Consider the following 16,057-nt stretch of genomic DNA (forward strand, 5'->3'; position numbering starts at 1 on the left):
TTGCAGTACTGCGCTCACGCGGGGCGGCTCGGGCCGCCCGCGCGTCAGATCTTCGCGACCTGGTTGAACGACAGCTCGACCGGGGTCTCCCGACCGAAGATGGAGACGAGCACCTTGAGCTTCTGGTTCTCGACGTTGATCTCGGAGATCGTGGCGGGCAGCGTGTCGAACGGGCCGTCCGTGACGGTGACCGACTCGCCGACCGTGAAGTCGACCTCGACGGGAGCCTTCGCCGCGGCCTGCGCGGGCTTGCCGGCCTCCGGGGCGGGGGTGAGCATCGGCGCGAGCATCGAGAAGACCTCGTCGAGCGTCAGCGGCACCGGCTGGTGGGTGTGGCCGACGAAGCCGGTGACACCGGGCGTGTGGCGCACGGCGCCCCACGACTCGTCGGTGAGGTCCATCCGGACGAGGACGTAGCCGGGGATGCGCACGCGTCGGACGATCTTCTTCTGCGCGTTCTTGATCTCGGCCACCTCCTCCATGGGGACCTCGATCTGGAAGATGTAGTCCTCCATGTTCAGGCTCTGGATGCGGTTCTCCAGGTTGGCCTTCACACGGTTCTCGTAGCCCGCGTAGGAGTGGATGACGTACCAGTCGCCCGGCTGCGAGCGCAGCGTGCGCTTGAACTCCGCGACCGGGTCCTCGATGACGTCGCCGTCCTCGTCGGCCGGGCGGACCTCGTCCGTCTCGTCGTCGCCCGCCGCGTCGTCGGCGGTCGCGTCGTCGGCGGTCGCGTCGTCGGCCCCGTCCGTCGCGTCGTCGTCGGTCTCGTCAGCGGCGTCGAGGGCCTCGTCGGCTCCGTCGACCGCCGGGACGTCCGTGGTCTCGTCGACGTCGTCCTGGGCACCCTCGGGCTGCGTCGGGTCGACGTTCTCCGTCTGGTCCAGCGACTCCTGGGACACGAACGAACCTGCTTTCTCAACGAACTGCTCGAAGACTTCTTCTGGAAGCGCCGACGGCGCCCCGAGAGGCGCCGGCTGCCGTGCTGACCCGGCCTGGCCGGGGAAGGTCGTGCGCTAGCCGAAGACCCACCGGACGGCCTGGCCGATCCCCAGGTCGAGGACGGTCACGAACGCCATGACCACGACGACGAAGACGAGGACCACCGTCGTGTAGGTGATGAGCTCGGAGCGCGTCGGCGTCACGACCTTGCGGAGCTCGGCCACCACCTGGCGCACGAACAGGGCGATGCGCGCGAAGAGGTTGGGCTTCTTGTCCGCGGACGGACCGCCCTTCTTCTTCACCTCGTCGGCGCGGGCACCGCCTGCACCCACGGCCTCTGACGGCGATTCGCTCACTCGATCTTCCCCATCGCTCACGTACGGGACTTGCTCGAACCCTCGGTGCGACCCGGTGCCGGGCCGCGCGCGGATCCCGGGAAGGTCCCACGAGAGCCACGCCGTGCAGGGTAGACAGGACTCGAACCTGCAACCTGCGGTTTTGGAGACCGCTGCGCTACCAATTGCGCCACTACCCTTCGAGCCGACGGCGCCCCGCACGGCCTCGCTCCCCGGACGAAAGTCGTCTCACGGGCGCGGACCAGCGTGGCGGGCGTCAACCACCGAGGGATCACTGTACGCGACGCGGCGCCCCTGGTCGAACCACCGTCCACCGATCGGTGGACGCGAGGTCCGGACGAACGGGCGTCGCGGCCCGAGGCCCCGCGCCGACAGGCTGGTCCCATGACGACGACACCCCTCCCCGCAGGCCCCCGCGGGGCCGCCTCCGGCCCCGGCGCCGGTCAGGACGGACCGGCCGTGGACGTGCGCGGCCTGCGCAAGCGCTACGGCCCCAAGCAGGCCGTGGACGGCATCGACCTGCGCGTCGAGCGCGGCGAGATCTTCGCGGTCCTCGGCCCCAACGGCGCCGGGAAGACCACCACGGTCGAGATCCTCGAGGGCTTCCGCCGCCGGGACGCGGGCGAGGTCCGTGTGCTCGGCGAGGACCCCCAGATCGCAGGCCGCGCCTGGCGCTCGCGCATCGGCGTCGTCCTCCAGGACTCGCGGGACCAGGCCGAGCTCACGGTCACCGAGCTCGTCCGGCACTTCGCGACGTTCTACCCGACGTCGCGAGACCCCGACGAGGTGATCGACGCCGTCGGGCTGCGGGAGAAGGCGCGCACGCGCACGCGCCAGCTGTCCGGCGGGCAGCGCCGACGGCTCGACGTCGCGCTGGGGATCGTCGGGCGGCCGGAGCTGCTGTTCCTCGACGAGCCCACGACGGGGTTCGACCCCCAGGCCCGCCGCGCGTTCTGGGCGCTCGTCCGGTCGCTGCGCGAGGACGGCACCACGATCCTGCTCACCACGCACTACCTCGACGAGGCGGCGCACCTCGCCGACCGCGCCGCGGTCGTGCGCGCGGGCCGGGTCGTCGCGCTCGACGCGCCCGACCGCCTCGGGGGCGCGGAGGCGCGCCGCCCGGTCGTGCGGTGGCTCGACGGCGGCACCCGGCGCTCCGAGCGCACCGACTCCCCCACCGCGGTCGTCGCGGCGCTCGCCGCGCGGTACGCGGACGGCGAGGTGCCCGGGCTCGAGGTGACGCGCCCGAGCCTCGAGGACGTCTACCTCGAGCTCATCGGCGAGCCGGCCGTTCCGGGCGACCCGTCGCCCGCACCCGACCCGAGCGCACCCGCCGCTGCCCGCACGCCCGACGACGCGACCGTCGTCGTCCCCGAGGAGGCCCGACCGTGACCGCTGCCCCGACCGCGCGCGCCCCGCGCGCCACCCTGCCCGGCCCCGGCCGTCTCGGCGTCGAGCGCACGCGCGCCGAGCTGCGCGGGTTCTTCCGCGAGCGCGACGCGGTCGTGTTCATCTTCACCTACCCGCTCATCATGCTGGCGATCTTCGCGACCGTCTTCGACGGCCAGGACCAGGGCGCCGCGGGCTACTCCGTGCCCTTCGCGCAGTACTTCCTGCCGGGCATGATCGCCACGGGCGTCATGCTCACGAGCTTCCAGTCGCTCGCGATCTCGATCGCGGTCGAGCGTGACGACGGCACGCTCAAGCGCCTGCGCGCGACCCCGCTGCCGGCGTCGGCGTACTTCTACGGCAAGGTGGGCCTGGTCCTCGCGACCTCGCTCGTGCAGACCGCGCTCCTGCTGCTCCTCGCGGCCGTCGTGTACGACGTCCCCATGCCGTGGGACATGCCCGACGCCGCGACCCGGCTCACGACGTTCGCCTGGGTGTTCGTGCTCGGGTGCGCCGCGGGCGCCGTGTGCGGGGTCGCGTTCTCGTCGCTGCCGCGGTCGGGCCGCTCCGCGACGGCGGTCGTCACGCCCGTCGTGCTCGTGCTGCAGTTCATCTCCGGGGTGTTCTTCGCGTTCTTCGCGCTGCCGACGTGGATGCAGACCGTCGCGTCCGTGTTCCCGCTCAAGTGGATGGCGCAGGGCATGCGCTCGGTCTTCCTCCCCGAGCAGGCCGCGGCGCTCGAGCCGTCCGGGTCGTGGCAGCACGGGGCGACCGCTGCTGTACTGGTCGCATGGCTGGTCGTGGGGCTCGTGGTGGGCGCGCGGACGTTCCGGTGGCGGCGCCGTGACGACGGCTGACCCGCCGTCGCCCGCGGGCGGGCTCCCGGCGCCCGGGGCCGGGGCCGGGGCCGGGGCCCGAGACGAGGACGGCACGGCCACGGACCAGCTCGACGGCACGTGGGCGCGCGACGTGCGCTGGTGGGACGTGGCGTTCTACGTCATCGTCGTGCTCAGCGCGCTCGCGCTGCTCACGGCGGGCGTCGACGGCACGGCCCTGCTCGTGTCGCTCGCGGCGCTCGGGACGATCCTCCTGGCCTACCTCGCGTGGGGGCGGCGCGCGGCGCGCACGCGCGCGCAGGTGCCGGCGCACCTCTACCTCCTCGTCGCGATCGCGGGCACGCTGGTCGTCGTCGGGCAGGACGCGCTCGGCACGCTCCTGCTGTTCGCCGTCTTCACGCAGATCTGGATGCTTTCGGAGCACCTCGGGGCGCAGGTCGTGCTGTGCGTCGCGCTCGCGGCCGGCACCGCGCTCGCGCTCGCGTTCGACCCGACGACGGGGCGCGTCGAGCCCGACGAGCTGGCGAGCGCCGCGCCGCAGATGGGCGTCGCGCTCGCGTTCGCGCTGAGCCTCGGGCTGTGGACGGCGCACACGATGCGCCAGTCCGAGCGGCACGCGCGCCTCGTCGACGCGCTGCGCGCGACGCAGGCCGAGCTCGCGCGCTCGCACCACGAGGCGGGCGTGCTCGCGGAGCGTGAACGGGTCGCCCAGGAGATCCACGACACGCTCGCCCAAGGGTTCACGAGCGTCGTCATGCTCGCGCAGGCCGCGAGCGCCGACCTCGACCGGGGCGCCCCGGACGCAGCACGCGAACGTCTCGCGCTCGTCGAGTCGACGGCACGCGACAACCTCGCCGAGGCCCGGGCGCTCGTCGCGGCCTCCTCGCCGGCCCCGTTGCAGGGCAGCACGCTCGGGGAGGCGCTGCGCCGCCTCGCGGTGCGGTTCGCCGAGGAGACGGGGACGCCCGTGGACCTCGCGGCCGACGACGCCCCGGGGCTGTCGAGCGCCGAGGAGGTCGTCCTGCTGCGCTCGGCGCAGGAGGCGCTGACGAACGTGCGGCGCCACGCCGGGGCGGGCGCGGTGCGGGTCGGGCTGCGCCACGACGCGGACGGGACCCTCCTCGAGGTGTGCGACGACGGCCGCGGGCTGCCCGGCGACGCGGCCGAGGGCTACGGTCTGCGGGGCATGCGCGAGCGCGTCGCCGCGGAGGGCGGCAGCCTCGAGGTGGGCCCGGCGCCGGGCGGGGGCACGCGCGTCGCGGTACGGCTGCCCGCGGCGGTCGCGGGCGCGGGCCGGGCGGCCCCGACGAGGCGAGGAGCGGTGCGGTGACGGGGACGACGGGCGGGGCCGGCGCGGTGCGCGTGCTCGTGGTGGACGACCACCCGGTCGTGCGCTCGGGCATCGTGGGGATGCTCGCCGCGGAGCCCGACCTGGCGGTGGTCGGGGAGGCGGGCGACGGCGCGCAGGCGGTGGAGCTCGCGCGCGAGCTGGCGCCCGACGTCGTGCTCATGGACCTGCGGATGCCCGTGCTCGACGGCGTCGGCGCGACCGCGGCGATCCTCGGCGCCCCGGGCCGCGGGCACGCGCGCGGTGGCGAGGGGCCGCGCGTCGTCGTGCTCACGACATACGAGACCGACGCCGACATCCTGCGGGCCGTCGAGGCGGGCGCCACGGGCTACCTGCTCAAGGACACGCCGCGCGACGAGCTCGTGGCGGGCGTGCGGGCCGCGGCGCGGGGTCAGACCGTGCTGGCGCCGAGCGTCGCGACGCGCCTCGTGACCTCGGTGCGCGGGACGGAGCGGCTCACGGACCGCGAGGTCGAGGTGCTGCGGCTCGTGGCCCGCGGGCTGTCGAACGCGGCCGTCGGGCGCGAGCTGTTCATCGCCGAGGCGACCGTGAAGACGCACCTGCTGCGGGCCTTCGCCAAGCTCGGCGTGGACGACCGCACCGCCGCCGTGACGGTCGCGATGCAGCGCGGATTCCTCCCCGGCGTGTGACGCGCGGGGGCGTCACCGACGCCCGGACCTGCGGCCCAGACCTGCGGCGCGACCTGCGGCGGGACCGGCAGCGCCCGACGGCGGGCGCCGGGCGCCCGTGACAGACTCCCGCTGTGCGAGACCTCGCGACGCTCCCCAAGGCCCACCTGCACCTGCACTTCACGGGGTCCATGCGACCCGACACGCTGCGCGACCTCGCCGCGCAGTACGACGTGCGGCTCCCCCACGCGCTCGTCGACGGCGACCCGCTGCGCCTGCCGCCGACCGAGCGCGGCTGGTTCCGGTTCCAGCGGCTGTACGACGCGGCGCGCGCGTGCGTGCGGTCGGAGGCCGACATGCGGCGCATCGTGCTCGAGGCGGCGCAGGACGACGCCGGGGAGGGGTCGGGGCGGCTCGAGATCCAGGTGGACCCGACGTCGTACGCGCCGTTCGTCGGGGGCATCACCCCGGCCGTGGAGATCGTGCTCGACGCCGCCCGGTCCGCGAGCGCCGCGACGGGGACCGAGGTCGCGGTGGTCGTCGCGGCGTCGCGCACGCGGCACCCGCTCGACGCGCGGACCCTCGCGCGGCTCGCGGCGCAGTACGCGGGCGAGGGCGCGGGCGAGGTCGTGGGGTTCGGCCTGAGCAACGACGAGCGGCGCGGGGACACCGCCGAGTTCGCGCGCGCGTTCGCGATCGCGCGCCGGGCGGGGCTCGCATCGGTGCCGCACGGCGGCGAGCTCCTGGGACCGGGCCACGTGCACGAGGTCGTGCGCGAGCTGGTCCCGGACCGCCTGGGCCACGGGGTGCGGTCGGCGGAGGACCGGCGCGTCCTCGACGACGTCGTGGACCGCGGGATCGCGCTCGAGGTGTGCCCGGCGTCGAACGTCTCGCTCGGCGTCTACGAGGAGGCGGGGCAGGTGCCGCTCGGCGCGCTCGTCGACGCGGGCGCGCAGGTCGCGCTCGGCGCCGACGACCCGCTGCTGTTCGGGTCCCGGCTCGTCGGGCAGTACGAGACCGCGCGGCGCGAGCACGGATTCTCGGACGCGGAGCTCGCCGACCTCGCGCGGTCGTCGATCCGGGCGAGCCGGGCGTCGTCGGGCACCAAGCGGCGGCTCCTCGCGGGCGTGGACGACTGGCTCGCGGCGGGCTGACGCCGGCGGGCGCGCCGGCCGCCGGAGGGCGGGGGCGCGCCGCGGGGGTCACGCGCGCGTCGCGACGACGAAGACGCGACGGAACGGCAGCAGCGTGCCCGCGCCGCGCTCCGGGTACGCGTCCCGCAGCGCAGCGCCGTACTGCGCGACGAACGCCTCCCGCAGGTCGTCGGGGAGCGCCTGGAGCACGGGGCGAGCGCCCGTCGCGGAGACCCAGCGCAGCACGGGGTCCGGTCCGTGGAGCACGTGGAGGTACGTCGTCTCCCACGCGTCGACGGTCCAGCCGAGAGCCGCGAGCGCGTCGAGGTAGACCTCGGGGTCGTGGGCCGCGGGGCGCTCGACGCCCGCGGTGTGCGCGGCGAACGGGGGCCGGGCGGCGAGCTCGCGCAGGAGCCGGTGGCTCGGCGCGTCGTGGTTGCCGGGGACGGAGAACGCGAGCGCGCCGTCCGGGGCGACGTGGTCGGCGAGCCGGGAGAGCAGGCCGAGGTGGTCGGGCACCCACTGGAGCGTCGCGTTGCTCACGAGGACGTCGGCGGGCGCGGGCGGCGACCACGAGCGCACGTCCGCGAGCTCGTACCGCACCCACGGGGCGGACGCGTCGCGCCGGGCCGTGTCGACCATGGCCGGTGAGGCGTCGATCCCGGTGATCGAGGCCTCGGGCCAGCGCGCGTGCAGCAGCGGGGTCAGGTGGCCGGGGCCGGACCCGAGGTCGACGACCGTGCGTGCGTCGACGGCGACGCGCGCCACGAGGTCGGCCATCGGGCGCGTGCGCTCGTCGGCGTGGCGGAGGTAGAGGGCAGGGTCCCAGTCGCGGGGCATCACGGCTCCGTCCGGTCGTAGTGTCTAGACGTCAACAATCTTGACATCAAGATACATGGGATCACGGTGCGTCGCGCGGGCTTCTCATGTGCGTCTCATCCGGCTCTCCGATACTGGGTCCATGACTCGCCGGACCGTCGCGTGGCTCGTGGGGGCGCTCGTCGTCGTCCTCGCCGGCGCCGCCGCCGTCGGCGCGCTCGCCGCGCGCCCGCAGGACCGCGACGTCGGCGTCGCCGTCGTCGTGACGCCCGCTCCCCCGGCCACGACCCCGACGACGCCCGACCCGGCGCCCGGCCCGACGGACGACGGTGACGACGACGCGGACGACGACGACCGCGTCACGCCCGCCCCGCCGTCGAGCGACGACGACCCGGACGACGACCCGTCCGACTCGGACGACGACCCGGACGACGACGCGACCGACGACCAGGACGACGGGTGAGGCGCCGGACGCGCGGCGCGGGACTGACGGTCCGCACCCGCATGCTCGCGGCGTTCCTCGGCCTGTCCGCCCTGGCGCTGCTCCTCGCGGGCGGCGCCGCGTGGTTCCTGCAGCGCGGCCAGCTCGACGCGCGCATCGACGAGAGCCTCACCCGGAGCGCGAACGAGCTCCGGCGGGTCGCGGGCTCCGGCGTGAACCCCGTGACGGGCGAGCCGTTCCGGTCCGCCGACGACGTCGTGGTCGCGTCGATCCAGCTCACCGTGCCCGCGCACAACGAGGGCGTGCTCGGGCTCCGCGAGGGTCGGGCGCCGCTCGTGTCGCAGCAGGACGTGCGCCTGCGCCTGGAGGAGGACGCCGAGCTCGTCGCCGCGCTGTCGCCCCTCGTGACGGGCGACCACGTGGTGCTGCGCTCGGTCCGGACGGCGACCGCGGACTACCGCGCGCTCGTCGCGCCCGTGCGCGCGACCGTGGCGGACGCCGGGTCTCCCGCGGCGCTCGTGCTCGCCTACGACCGCTCGGCGGAGCACGCCGAGTTCGCCCAGGTCTTCCGCACGTACGCCGTCGTCGCGCTCGGCGCGCTCGTGCTCATCGGCGTCGTGGGCTGGGTCGTGGCCGGCCGGCTCCTGCTCCCGATCCGCACGCTCTCGCGCACCGCGCAGCGCATCGGCGAGACCGACCTCTCCGCGCGGATCCCGGTCACGGGCAACGACGACCTCTCCGACCTGTCCCGCACCGTGAACGGCATGCTCGACCGGCTCGAGGGCGCGTTCGACTCGCAGCGCCGGCTCATCGACGACGTCGGGCACGAGCTGCGCACGCCCCTCACCGTGGTGCGGGGCCATCTCGAGCTCATGGACCCGCACGACCCGACCGACACCACCGAGACGCGCGACCTCGCGCTCGACGAGCTCGACCGCATGAACCGCCTCGTGGACGACCTCGTGACGCTCGCGACCGCCGGCCGCCCAGACTTCGTGCGCCCGCTCGACACGGACCTCGGGCGCCTGCTCGACGACGTGCACGACAAGGTCCGCACGCTCGGCGACCGGCGCTGGCTCGTCGACGCGCGCGCCGACGTCGTGGTGCGGGCGGACGCGCAGCGCCTCACGCAGGCGCTGCTCCAGCTGGCGGCCAACGCGGTGAAGTTCTCGGCGCCCGGCTCGGCCGTCGCGCTCGGCTCGGCCGTGTCCGACGACGGCGCGCGCGTGCGCGTCTGGGTCCGCGACGAGGGCGTGGGGATCGCCCCCGAGCAGCAGGACCGCGTCTTCGAGCGCTTCGCGCAGGCGACGACGCCGGGCGCGGCGCACCCCGAGGGCGCCGGGCTGGGGCTCGCGATCGTCGCCGCGATCGCCGACGGCCACGGCGGACGCGTGCACGTGGACTCGACGCCCGGCGTCGGGTCGACGTTCACGCTCGACCTCCCGCTCGTCCCGGTCCCCGGGGCGGACCCCACGACGGCCGTCGACGCCGCGACCCCCTCCGGGGCCACCGCGCCGACCGCGCCCACGGCGCCGTCCGCCGCGACCCCCGAGCTGCCCCCGGACGCCCCGGGCGCGCACTCGACCAGCGCGGGGGCGGGCCCCGAGAACGGGGACGGCGCTCGGACCAGGACAGAGACCGGCACCGAGACCGGCACGGACCCCGACGGAAGGACCACCCGGTGAGCCAGATCCTCGTCGCCGAGGACGAGACCCGCATCGCCTCGTTCGTGGCCAAGGGGCTGCGCGCGGCGGGCTACGCGAGCACGACGGTCGCGACCGGCCGCGAGGCGTTCGACCTCGCGAGCAGCGGCGACTTCGCGCTCCTCGTGCTCGACCTCGGCCTGCCGGACCAGGACGGCTTCACCGTGCTGCGCCGGCTGCGGGAGACCGGGAACGCGATCCCCGTCATCATCCTCACGGCGCGCACGTCCGTCACGGACACCGTGGCCGGTCTCGAGGGCGGCGCCGACGACTACATGGCCAAGCCGTTCCGCTTCGAGGAGCTCCTCGCGCGCATCCGGCTCCGGCTGCGCAGCGAGCCGGCGGGCGAGGTCACGGTGCTCACGCACGGCGCGCTGAGCCTGGACCTGCGCACGCGGCGGGCCCGGACGTCCGACCGCGAGGTGGACCTCTCGGCGCGGGAGTTCGCGCTCGCCGAGGCGTTCCTGCGCAACCCCGGGCAGGTCCTCTCCCGCGAGCAGCTCCTGTCGCGCGTGTGGGGCTACGACTTCGACCCCGGCTCCAACGTCGTGGACGTGTACGTGCGGTACCTGCGCAACAAGCTCGGCGCGGAGCACTTCGTCACCGTGCGCGGGATGGGCTACCGCCTCGCGGACGCGTCGCGGCGCTCCTGAACCGACGACGACGCCCGCCCCGGGGGACCGGGACGGGCGTCGCGCGGGTGCGGGCGGCGAGGCCCGACCCCGGTCAGGCCGCGGACTGCGGCGACGGCGGCGTCACCGGGCTGGCCGGCGTGCTCGCCGTCTGCGCGGTCGGGGCGGTGTTCGCCGTCGGGGCGGTGTTCGCGCTCGCCGGGCTGTTCGCGGTCTGGGCCGTGGTGGCGGAGGCCGCGGTCGCGGGCGACCCGGACGTGTTCGCGGTGACGGTCGTGATCGACGTCCCGTTCTGGACGTCCGTCGGGCTCGGGGTGGCCGCCGCGGTCGTGGCTGCCGTCGCGACGTCGGACGTCGTCACCTCGACCGACGGGGAGACCACCGCCCCGTCGGGGGCGTCGAGCGCGCCCTGGGCGGCGGCCATCGTCGCCCCGAGACCGACCGCGCCGAGCGCCCCGGTGACGATCCATGCGCTGCGTGCCTTCATGGTGCTTCTCCTTCGTCCGATGGTGCGCACGACCCCTCGGCCGTGCAGGTCTCGAGCCTCCCGCTCACGCGTAAGAGACCGAGGAGGCCGTCATGAGAGTGCTCTCAGGAAGCGGGAGCAGCCCTTCGGCGACCGCGAGCCAGGCCTCCGCGAGCTCGCGCGAACCGGCGCCCGGCACGAGGGACAGCACGACGCCCGCGGCCCGGGCGCGCAGGCCCACCGGGTCGACGGCGGCGCCGAACACCGCGAGGCACCGCTCGACGAGACCGCCCACGCCCCCGTACACGGACGGTGCCAGCGCGGGCAGGACGGCGAGGTGCCCGACGAGGCACGCGAGGTCGTCCACGCGGTGGCCCGGCCCGAGCGTGTCCACGTCGAGCAGCACGGCCATGCGCGGCCGGGCCGTCGTCCCCGGGCCGTCGTCGGCGTCCGAGCCCGCGGCGAGCAGGACGTTCGCCTCGTAGAAGTCGCCGTGCGTCGCGACCACGGGGCCCGGGTCCCGCGTCGCGACCGCGTCGCCGACGGCGCGCGCGACGCGCCGCACACGCTCGGCGTCGAGGCCGTGGACCGCGAGCGCCGACGTCGCGTAGTGCTCCACGCGCTCCGCCCACGCGGGCCGGCGGCGCAGCGTCGTCGCACGCGCGGGCAGCGCGTCGAGCGCGCGGAGCAGCTCGCGCGGGTCGATCGCCCCCGGCTGCGCGGCCGGACCCGACGCCGCGAGGTGCTGCGCGAGCGACGGGCCGCGCGCCTCCTCGAGGACCACGAGTCCGTCGTCGTCCCGGGCGAGGCACCGCGGGGCACGCACGGCCCCGTCCTCGAAGAGGTCGTGGCGGCGCGCGAGCGCGCGTGCCCGGCCGGGCCGGACGACCTTGACGTAGAGCGTCCGCACAGGCGTCCGGGCGCGGAGGACCGCGCGGCGCAGCGGCCGGTAGGCGACCATCGCGACGGACTCGACGACCTCGCCCGGGGCGAGCACGCCGGCGTCGTCCAGGCGGCGCGTGAGCCCGGGCGCGTCGCACGCCGCCGCGAGCGCGGGCAGCAACGGGTCGGCCGGGTGCCGCCACACGTGCACGACGCGCGGCCCGTCCTCCAGGCGCGCGACGCCCGGCCCGACGGCGTCGGGCGGGAGGGGCGCGGTCGTCGCGAGCAGGTACGCGGTCGCGTCGACGGACGCCACCGCCCCGCCGGGCCGGGCCGGGAGCCTGCGGCGGGCGACGACGTCGTACCCGACGGTGACCTCCGCACCGGGGCGCGCGTGCACCTGGTGGACGCACCACGTGCCGAGCCCGGCGCCGTCGGCCCCGAGCGCCGCGGCGAGCAGCCCTTCCGCCTCGGGCCCGGTGAGCAGGTCGAGCCAGGCGCGCTGGTCGGGGGCGGCGAGGGCGATCGTCATGGACCCAGGGCATCGTGCGCGCGTGGGCCCGGGGTGAGAGCCCGATGAGAGTCCTCTCATCCCGAACGCCGAAGGACGGGCCCGGAGCGGCACACCCTTGACCCGGGCGCGGCCGGCGTGCGAATGTACCGTTGTGTTGACACAAAACGTGACGGAGGAGCCGGGCGGGGTCGCGCTGTTCCTCCCTGCCGGGTACGACCTGGTCTGGAGCGTCGTCGCCCTCGCCGCGCTCGCGGGCGTCGGAGCACTCGTGGTGCTCGTCGTGCGCGCACTGACGCGCGAGCCGGCGCCCGCGCTGCACGGGCTCGCCGACGGGGACCCGGTGCGTCGCGCCGCGCGACGGCACGCGACGACCGTGAGCGTCGCCGCGGCGACCGCCGCCGCGCTCGTCGGGGTCGTCCTCGTGCAGGCCGTGACGACCGCCGTCGGCGGACTCGCGGAGGGCGTGCTCGTGGGGCTCTCCCCCGCGCTCGTCGGCCTGGCGTTCCTCGGGGCGCACGCCGTGGGCGAGCGCACGTGGCCGCGCCAGCGCACGGCGGTCCGGGCGGCCACGCTGCGGCCCCGCACCGTGGCCGACGTCGCGCCGCGCGGCCTGCGCCGCCTCACCTGGGCCCTCGGTGCCCTCGTGCTCGTGCTCACCGCGGTCGGCGGCCTCACCGCCGGGGCGGACGGGCGGTCCGTGACGCGCGTGCTCGGCGACGTCACCTCGACGACGAGCCCCTACCCCGGGTGGTTCTACGGGGTCTGGCTCGCGGTCGGCGCGGTGCTGCTCGTGGCCGGCGCGGAGGGGGTGCTCCGGCTGGTCGCGCGCCGCCCCGCCGTCCCGCGCGTCGAGCCGGGGTGGGACGTCGCGTTGCGCCGCGCGTCCGCGCACCGCGTCCTGCGCGGCACCCAGCTCGCGCTCGGGCTCACCGCGGCCGGAACGCTCGCCTACGGCGCGAACGCCGCAGCCCGGGCGGGCTACCCCGGGGCGGCCGTGCTCGTGGCCGTCGCCGTCGCGATCGCCCTCGTGGCGATCGCCGTCGGCGTGCGGCCCGCCCCCGACCCCGACGCGGAGGCCGCCGCCCCGGCGTCCGCGGGGCACGGGCGTGGCGATGGGTGAGCTCCGCGTCGAGATCGACCTGCGCACCGGCCTGGCCCCCTACGAGCAGATCCGGAGCCAGGTCGTCGCGCACGTCGCCGCCGGGCGCCTGCGCGTCGGCGACCGCCTCCCGACGATCCGCGCGCTCGCGACCGACCTCGGGCTCGCCCCCGGGACGGTGGCCCGCGCGTACCGGGAGCTCGAGGCGGCGGGGGTCGTCACGACGCGTCGCCGCGCCGGGACCGTCGTGGCCGACGGCGTCTCCCCCACGGACGTCGCCGCGCGCCACGCCGCGCACGAGCTCGTGCGCGCCGGCCGCGCGGCCGGGCTGTCCGACGACGCGATCGTCGACGTCCTGCGCGGGGCGCTGCTCGGCGAGCCCGGGACGGACCGGGCCGCACCGCACTGACCTGGCCCCGGCCGACCGGTGCCGCGGTCCGTGCGTCACGACCGGGTCACGATCCACCGCGAACCGGTACCGTCGCCCGTCGGGGCGCGGTGCACGGCGCATGATGGACTCCGCGGCGACGCCGCGCCAGACGAAGGGGGACCAGGTGGAGCAGCGAACCGTCCGCTCGACCGCGGTGGCGACCGCGGCGGCGACCCCGGTGGCGACCGCGCCCGGGACGCGGCCGGCGGCGGCAGCACGCCGTCGCGGCCCCGTCCGGCGGGTGGTCGCGCGCGCCGTCGTGCCCGCGCTCGCCGCCGCGCTGGCCCTCGCGGGCTGCCAGGCGGGCCTGCCCGACATGGAGCCCGGCCGGACGCCGTCGGCCTCGGAGAGCCCGGCGTCGCCGGAGCCGACGAGCCCGAGCCCGTCCGCGCCGACCACGACGCCGGAGCCCACCCCCACCGAGACGCCCGAGCCCGAGCCGACGCCCACCGAGACGCCCGAGCCCAGCACGCCGCCGCCCGCCGCCGAGCCCGCGCCGGAGCCGACGCCCGAGGCACCGCCGGAGCCGGTCGAGCTGGCGCGCGGGGCGACCGGCGAGCGTGTCGTCGCGCTCCAGCAGCGCCTGGCCGACCTCGGCTACTTCATCGGCGCACCCGACGGCGACTTCGGCGGCGGCACCCAGCAGGCCGTGTGGGCCCTGCAGAAGGCGGCGGGCCTCTCGCGCGACGGCGTCGTCGGGCCCGCGACCCAGGCCGCGCTCGACGAGGGCGTCACGCCGCAGCCGCGCAGCGGGTCGGGCAAGGTCGTCGAGATCGACCTCGACCGCCAGCTCCTGCTCGCCGTCGAGGACGGTCGCGTCGTCACGGTGGTCAACGCGTCGTCCGGGAACGGGGAGTCGTACGAGGCGAAGGGGCGCACCTACCGCGCCAGCACGCCACGCGGCACGTTCCAGGTGGGCCGGCAGGTCGACGGGAACCACTCGTCGAGCCTCGAGCTCGGCGACATGTGGCGCCCCAAGTTCTACACCGGGGGGATCGCGGTGCACGGGTCGGGGTCGATCCCGCCGTGGCCCGCGTCGCACGGGTGCGTCCGCGTCGCGAACTCGGCGATGAACTGGCTCTGGGACACCTGGCGCGCCGACCCCGGCACGACGGTCCTCGTCTACTGAGCCCGGCCCCTCGCTGAGTCAGAGCGCGACGCCCACGAGCACCGGCTCCGGCACGAGCTCGACGCCGAACGCCTCGACGACGCCGTCACGCACCGCGCGCGCGAGCTCGACGACGTCCTCCGCGCTCGCCCCGCCGCGGTTCGTCAGCGCGAGGGTGTGCTTCGTGGACAGCCGCGCGAGGCTCGACGGGCCGTGCACGCCGAACCCCTTGGTGAAGCCCGCGTGCTCGATGAGCCACGCGGCCGACGTCTTCACGAGCGTCGGGTCGATCTCCCCGAGGCTCGGGCCGGTGGTCCGGGTCGGGGTCGCCGTGCGGACCGGGTACCGCGGGGCCTCGGCCGGGAGCAGGTCCGCCTGCTCGGCCGGGACGACGGGGTTGGTGAAGAACGACCCCGCGCTCCAGCGGTCGTGGTCGGGCCCCGCCGCGGGGTCGACGTCGGGGCCGACGCCGTCGAGCAGCATGCCCTTGCGCGCACGCAGGGCGAGCACCGCGGCGCGCACGTCGGCGCTCGGTGCGCGGTCCCCGACCTCGACGTCGAGCGTGCGGGCGAGCTCCGGGTACGCGACCGGCGCCGACAGCGACCCCAGGCGCGCCTGGAAGCCGACGTCCAGCACGACGTAGCGCGGTGACGGGTACCAGGGGCCGTCGTCGTCCGACCCGGCGTCGGCGTCCACGTGCATGCTGCGCTTGAGCAGCGACGTCCGGTAGCCGAACGCGAGCTCGCCCAGGGCGAGCGTGCGCACGCGCGAGCGCGCGCGGTCCCAGACCCGGACCGTCGAGATCACGCCCGCGACGTCCTGCCCGTACGCGCCGATGTTCTGGACCGGCGCCGCGCCCACGGTGCCGGGGATGCCCGACAGCGCCTCGACCCCGACCCACTCCTCCGCGACCGCGCGTGCCACGAGCTCGTCCCAGTCCTGGCCCGCCGGGGCGTGGAAGCTCGCGCCACCGCACGAGTCCTCCGCGTCGACGGTGATCCCGCGCCGCAGGTCGCGCACGACGACACCGCCGAACCCCTCGTCGCCCACGAGCAGGTTCGAGCCCCCTCCGACGACGAGGAGCGGCTCCCCCGCCTCGTCGGCGGCCCGCACGATCTCCAGCAGCTCGGCCTCGCTGTGCGCCTCGAGGTAGCGGTCCGCCGGGCCGCCCACGCGCAGCGTCGTCAGCTCGGCGAGCGACGGCGTCCCGACGGCCTCGGGGCGCAGCCCCGGAGCGGTCCCGACGATCTCGGGCAGGTCACGGTCCACGGGGGCGGCGGGTTCACAGGTCACGCGTCCAGCGTAGTTCGGGTTCCCCGGCCCGGGCCG

Annotated in this window: 17 protein-coding genes and 1 tRNA gene; 11 read left to right on the forward strand and 7 right to left on the reverse strand. The window is 76.3% G+C overall.

From position 1 onward, the window contains the following. Positions 1–44: 44 nt before the first annotated feature. The 3 genes from nusG to ACZ4MO_RS05375 all read right to left on the reverse strand — a co-directional run bounded on the left by nusG (position 45) and on the right by ACZ4MO_RS05375 (position 1,477). Entirely contained in the window at positions 45–902 is an 858-nt protein-coding gene (gene nusG / locus ACZ4MO_RS05365) for a transcription termination/antitermination protein NusG (protein ID WP_175007836.1), read from the reverse strand. Positions 903–1,016: 114 nt separating this feature from the next. Then, positions 1,017–1,298: a preprotein translocase subunit SecE gene (secE, locus tag ACZ4MO_RS05370; RefSeq protein ID WP_083385244.1), complete on the reverse strand. Its 282-nt coding sequence runs from the start codon at positions 1,296–1,298 to the stop codon at positions 1,017–1,019. Between the two features lie 106 nt (positions 1,299–1,404). Next, positions 1,405–1,477: transfer RNA gene (locus ACZ4MO_RS05375), tRNA-Trp, on the reverse strand. Positions 1,478–1,682: 205 nt separating this feature from the next. Between ACZ4MO_RS05375 and ACZ4MO_RS05380 the strand changes: the two genes are divergently transcribed. The 5 genes from ACZ4MO_RS05380 (at position 1,683) to ACZ4MO_RS05400 (ending at position 6,654) form a co-directional block, all read left to right on the forward strand. Beyond that, positions 1,683–2,690, forward strand: a complete 1,008-nt coding sequence (locus ACZ4MO_RS05380) for an ATP-binding cassette domain-containing protein (protein WP_175007835.1) — start codon at positions 1,683–1,685, stop codon at positions 2,688–2,690. Next, positions 2,687–3,544, forward strand: a complete 858-nt coding sequence (locus ACZ4MO_RS05385) for an ABC transporter permease (protein ID WP_175007834.1) — start codon at positions 2,687–2,689, stop codon at positions 3,542–3,544. The genes ACZ4MO_RS05380 and ACZ4MO_RS05385 overlap by 4 nt, the downstream gene beginning before the upstream one ends. Continuing rightward, complete coding sequence (locus ACZ4MO_RS05390; protein ID WP_175007833.1) at positions 3,531–4,853, forward strand: histidine kinase; 1,323 nt, start codon at positions 3,531–3,533, stop codon at positions 4,851–4,853. Before ACZ4MO_RS05385 ends, ACZ4MO_RS05390 begins: the two co-directional genes overlap by 14 nt. Then, a complete protein-coding gene (locus ACZ4MO_RS05395) occupies positions 4,850–5,521 on the forward strand; it encodes a response regulator (protein WP_209827117.1) in 672 nt (223 codons plus the stop codon). The genes ACZ4MO_RS05390 and ACZ4MO_RS05395 overlap by 4 nt, the downstream gene beginning before the upstream one ends. Positions 5,522–5,634: 113 nt before the next feature. Beyond that, positions 5,635–6,654 (forward strand): adenosine deaminase, encoded by a 1,020-nt coding sequence (locus ACZ4MO_RS05400; protein ID WP_175007832.1) that lies wholly within the window; start codon positions 5,635–5,637, stop codon positions 6,652–6,654. A gap of 48 nt (positions 6,655–6,702) precedes the next feature. On the opposite strand, the gene ACZ4MO_RS05405 is transcribed toward ACZ4MO_RS05400, so the two are convergent. After that, positions 6,703–7,473 (reverse strand): methyltransferase domain-containing protein, encoded by a 771-nt coding sequence (locus tag ACZ4MO_RS05405; RefSeq protein WP_175007831.1) that lies wholly within the window; start codon positions 7,471–7,473, stop codon positions 6,703–6,705. Between the two features lie 121 nt (positions 7,474–7,594). Here ACZ4MO_RS05405 and ACZ4MO_RS05410 point away from each other — a divergent pair, with 121 nt between their 5' ends. From ACZ4MO_RS05410 to ACZ4MO_RS05420, 3 genes are read left to right on the forward strand one after another with little or no spacing between them, the layout of a single operon-like run. Next, positions 7,595–7,915 (forward strand): hypothetical protein, encoded by a 321-nt coding sequence (locus ACZ4MO_RS05410; protein ID WP_186810341.1) that lies wholly within the window; start codon positions 7,595–7,597, stop codon positions 7,913–7,915. Next, positions 7,912–9,579 carry a sensor histidine kinase gene (locus tag ACZ4MO_RS05415; protein WP_255436995.1) on the forward strand — a complete coding sequence of 556 codons (1,668 nt, stop codon included), beginning with the start codon at positions 7,912–7,914 and terminating at the stop codon, positions 9,577–9,579. Before ACZ4MO_RS05410 ends, ACZ4MO_RS05415 begins: the two co-directional genes overlap by 4 nt. Next, positions 9,576–10,250 (forward strand): winged helix-turn-helix domain-containing protein, encoded by a 675-nt coding sequence (locus ACZ4MO_RS05420; protein ID WP_175007829.1) that lies wholly within the window; start codon positions 9,576–9,578, stop codon positions 10,248–10,250. Before ACZ4MO_RS05415 ends, ACZ4MO_RS05420 begins: the two co-directional genes overlap by 4 nt. A gap of 73 nt (positions 10,251–10,323) precedes the next feature. Here ACZ4MO_RS05420 and ACZ4MO_RS05425 read toward each other — a convergent pair whose 3' ends face one another. Further along, positions 10,324–10,716, reverse strand: coding sequence for a hypothetical protein (locus ACZ4MO_RS05425; protein WP_175007828.1), 393 nt, complete (start codon positions 10,714–10,716; stop codon positions 10,324–10,326). A 64-nt stretch (positions 10,717–10,780) separates the two neighbouring features. After that, complete coding sequence (locus ACZ4MO_RS05430) at positions 10,781–12,109, reverse strand: aminoglycoside phosphotransferase family protein (protein WP_175007827.1); 1,329 nt, start codon at positions 12,107–12,109, stop codon at positions 10,781–10,783. A 148-nt stretch (positions 12,110–12,257) separates the two neighbouring features. Here ACZ4MO_RS05430 and ACZ4MO_RS05435 point away from each other — a divergent pair, with 148 nt between their 5' ends. The 3 genes from ACZ4MO_RS05435 to ACZ4MO_RS05445 all read left to right on the forward strand — a co-directional run bounded on the left by ACZ4MO_RS05435 (position 12,258) and on the right by ACZ4MO_RS05445 (position 14,749). After that, entirely contained in the window at positions 12,258–13,211 is a 954-nt protein-coding gene (locus ACZ4MO_RS05435) for a hypothetical protein (protein ID WP_175007826.1), read from the forward strand. Next, positions 13,204–13,599, forward strand: a complete 396-nt coding sequence (locus ACZ4MO_RS05440) for a GntR family transcriptional regulator (protein ID WP_175007825.1) — start codon at positions 13,204–13,206, stop codon at positions 13,597–13,599. The genes ACZ4MO_RS05435 and ACZ4MO_RS05440 overlap by 8 nt, the downstream gene beginning before the upstream one ends. 145 nt (positions 13,600–13,744) lie before the next feature. Continuing rightward, the gene (locus ACZ4MO_RS05445) at positions 13,745–14,749 is read left to right on the forward strand and encodes a L,D-transpeptidase family protein (RefSeq protein ID WP_499278626.1); all 1,005 of its coding nucleotides are present in this window, start codon (positions 13,745–13,747) and stop codon (positions 14,747–14,749) included. Between the two features lie 18 nt (positions 14,750–14,767). Here the strand turns inward: ACZ4MO_RS05445 and ACZ4MO_RS05450 are convergent, their stop codons facing one another. Continuing rightward, on the reverse strand, positions 14,768–15,955 hold the full coding sequence (locus ACZ4MO_RS05450; RefSeq protein WP_175008177.1) for a UDP-N-acetylmuramate dehydrogenase: 1,188 nt from the start codon (positions 15,953–15,955) through the stop codon (positions 14,768–14,770). Between the last annotated feature and the right edge of the window lie 102 nt (positions 15,956–16,057).

The organism is Sphaerisporangium cinnabarinum, assembly GCF_055567015.1.

Coding starts and splice junctions, on each gene's coding strand:
- ACZ4MO_RS05410 (WP_186810341.1), top strand. CDS start 7,595: ATGACTCGCCGGACCGTCGCGTGGCTCGTGGGGGCGCTCGTCGTCGTC.
- ACZ4MO_RS05440 (WP_175007825.1), top strand. CDS start 13,204: ATGGGTGAGCTCCGCGTCGAGATCGACCTGCGCACCGGCCTGGCCCCC.
- ACZ4MO_RS05380 (WP_175007835.1), top strand. CDS start 1,683: ATGACGACGACACCCCTCCCCGCAGGCCCCCGCGGGGCCGCCTCCGGC.
- ACZ4MO_RS05425 (WP_175007828.1), bottom strand. CDS start 10,716: ATGAAGGCACGCAGCGCATGGATCGTCACCGGGGCGCTCGGCGCGGTC.
- ACZ4MO_RS05430 (WP_175007827.1), bottom strand. CDS start 12,109: ATGACGATCGCCCTCGCCGCCCCCGACCAGCGCGCCTGGCTCGACCTG.
- ACZ4MO_RS05405 (WP_175007831.1), bottom strand. CDS start 7,473: ATGCCCCGCGACTGGGACCCTGCCCTCTACCTCCGCCACGCCGACGAG.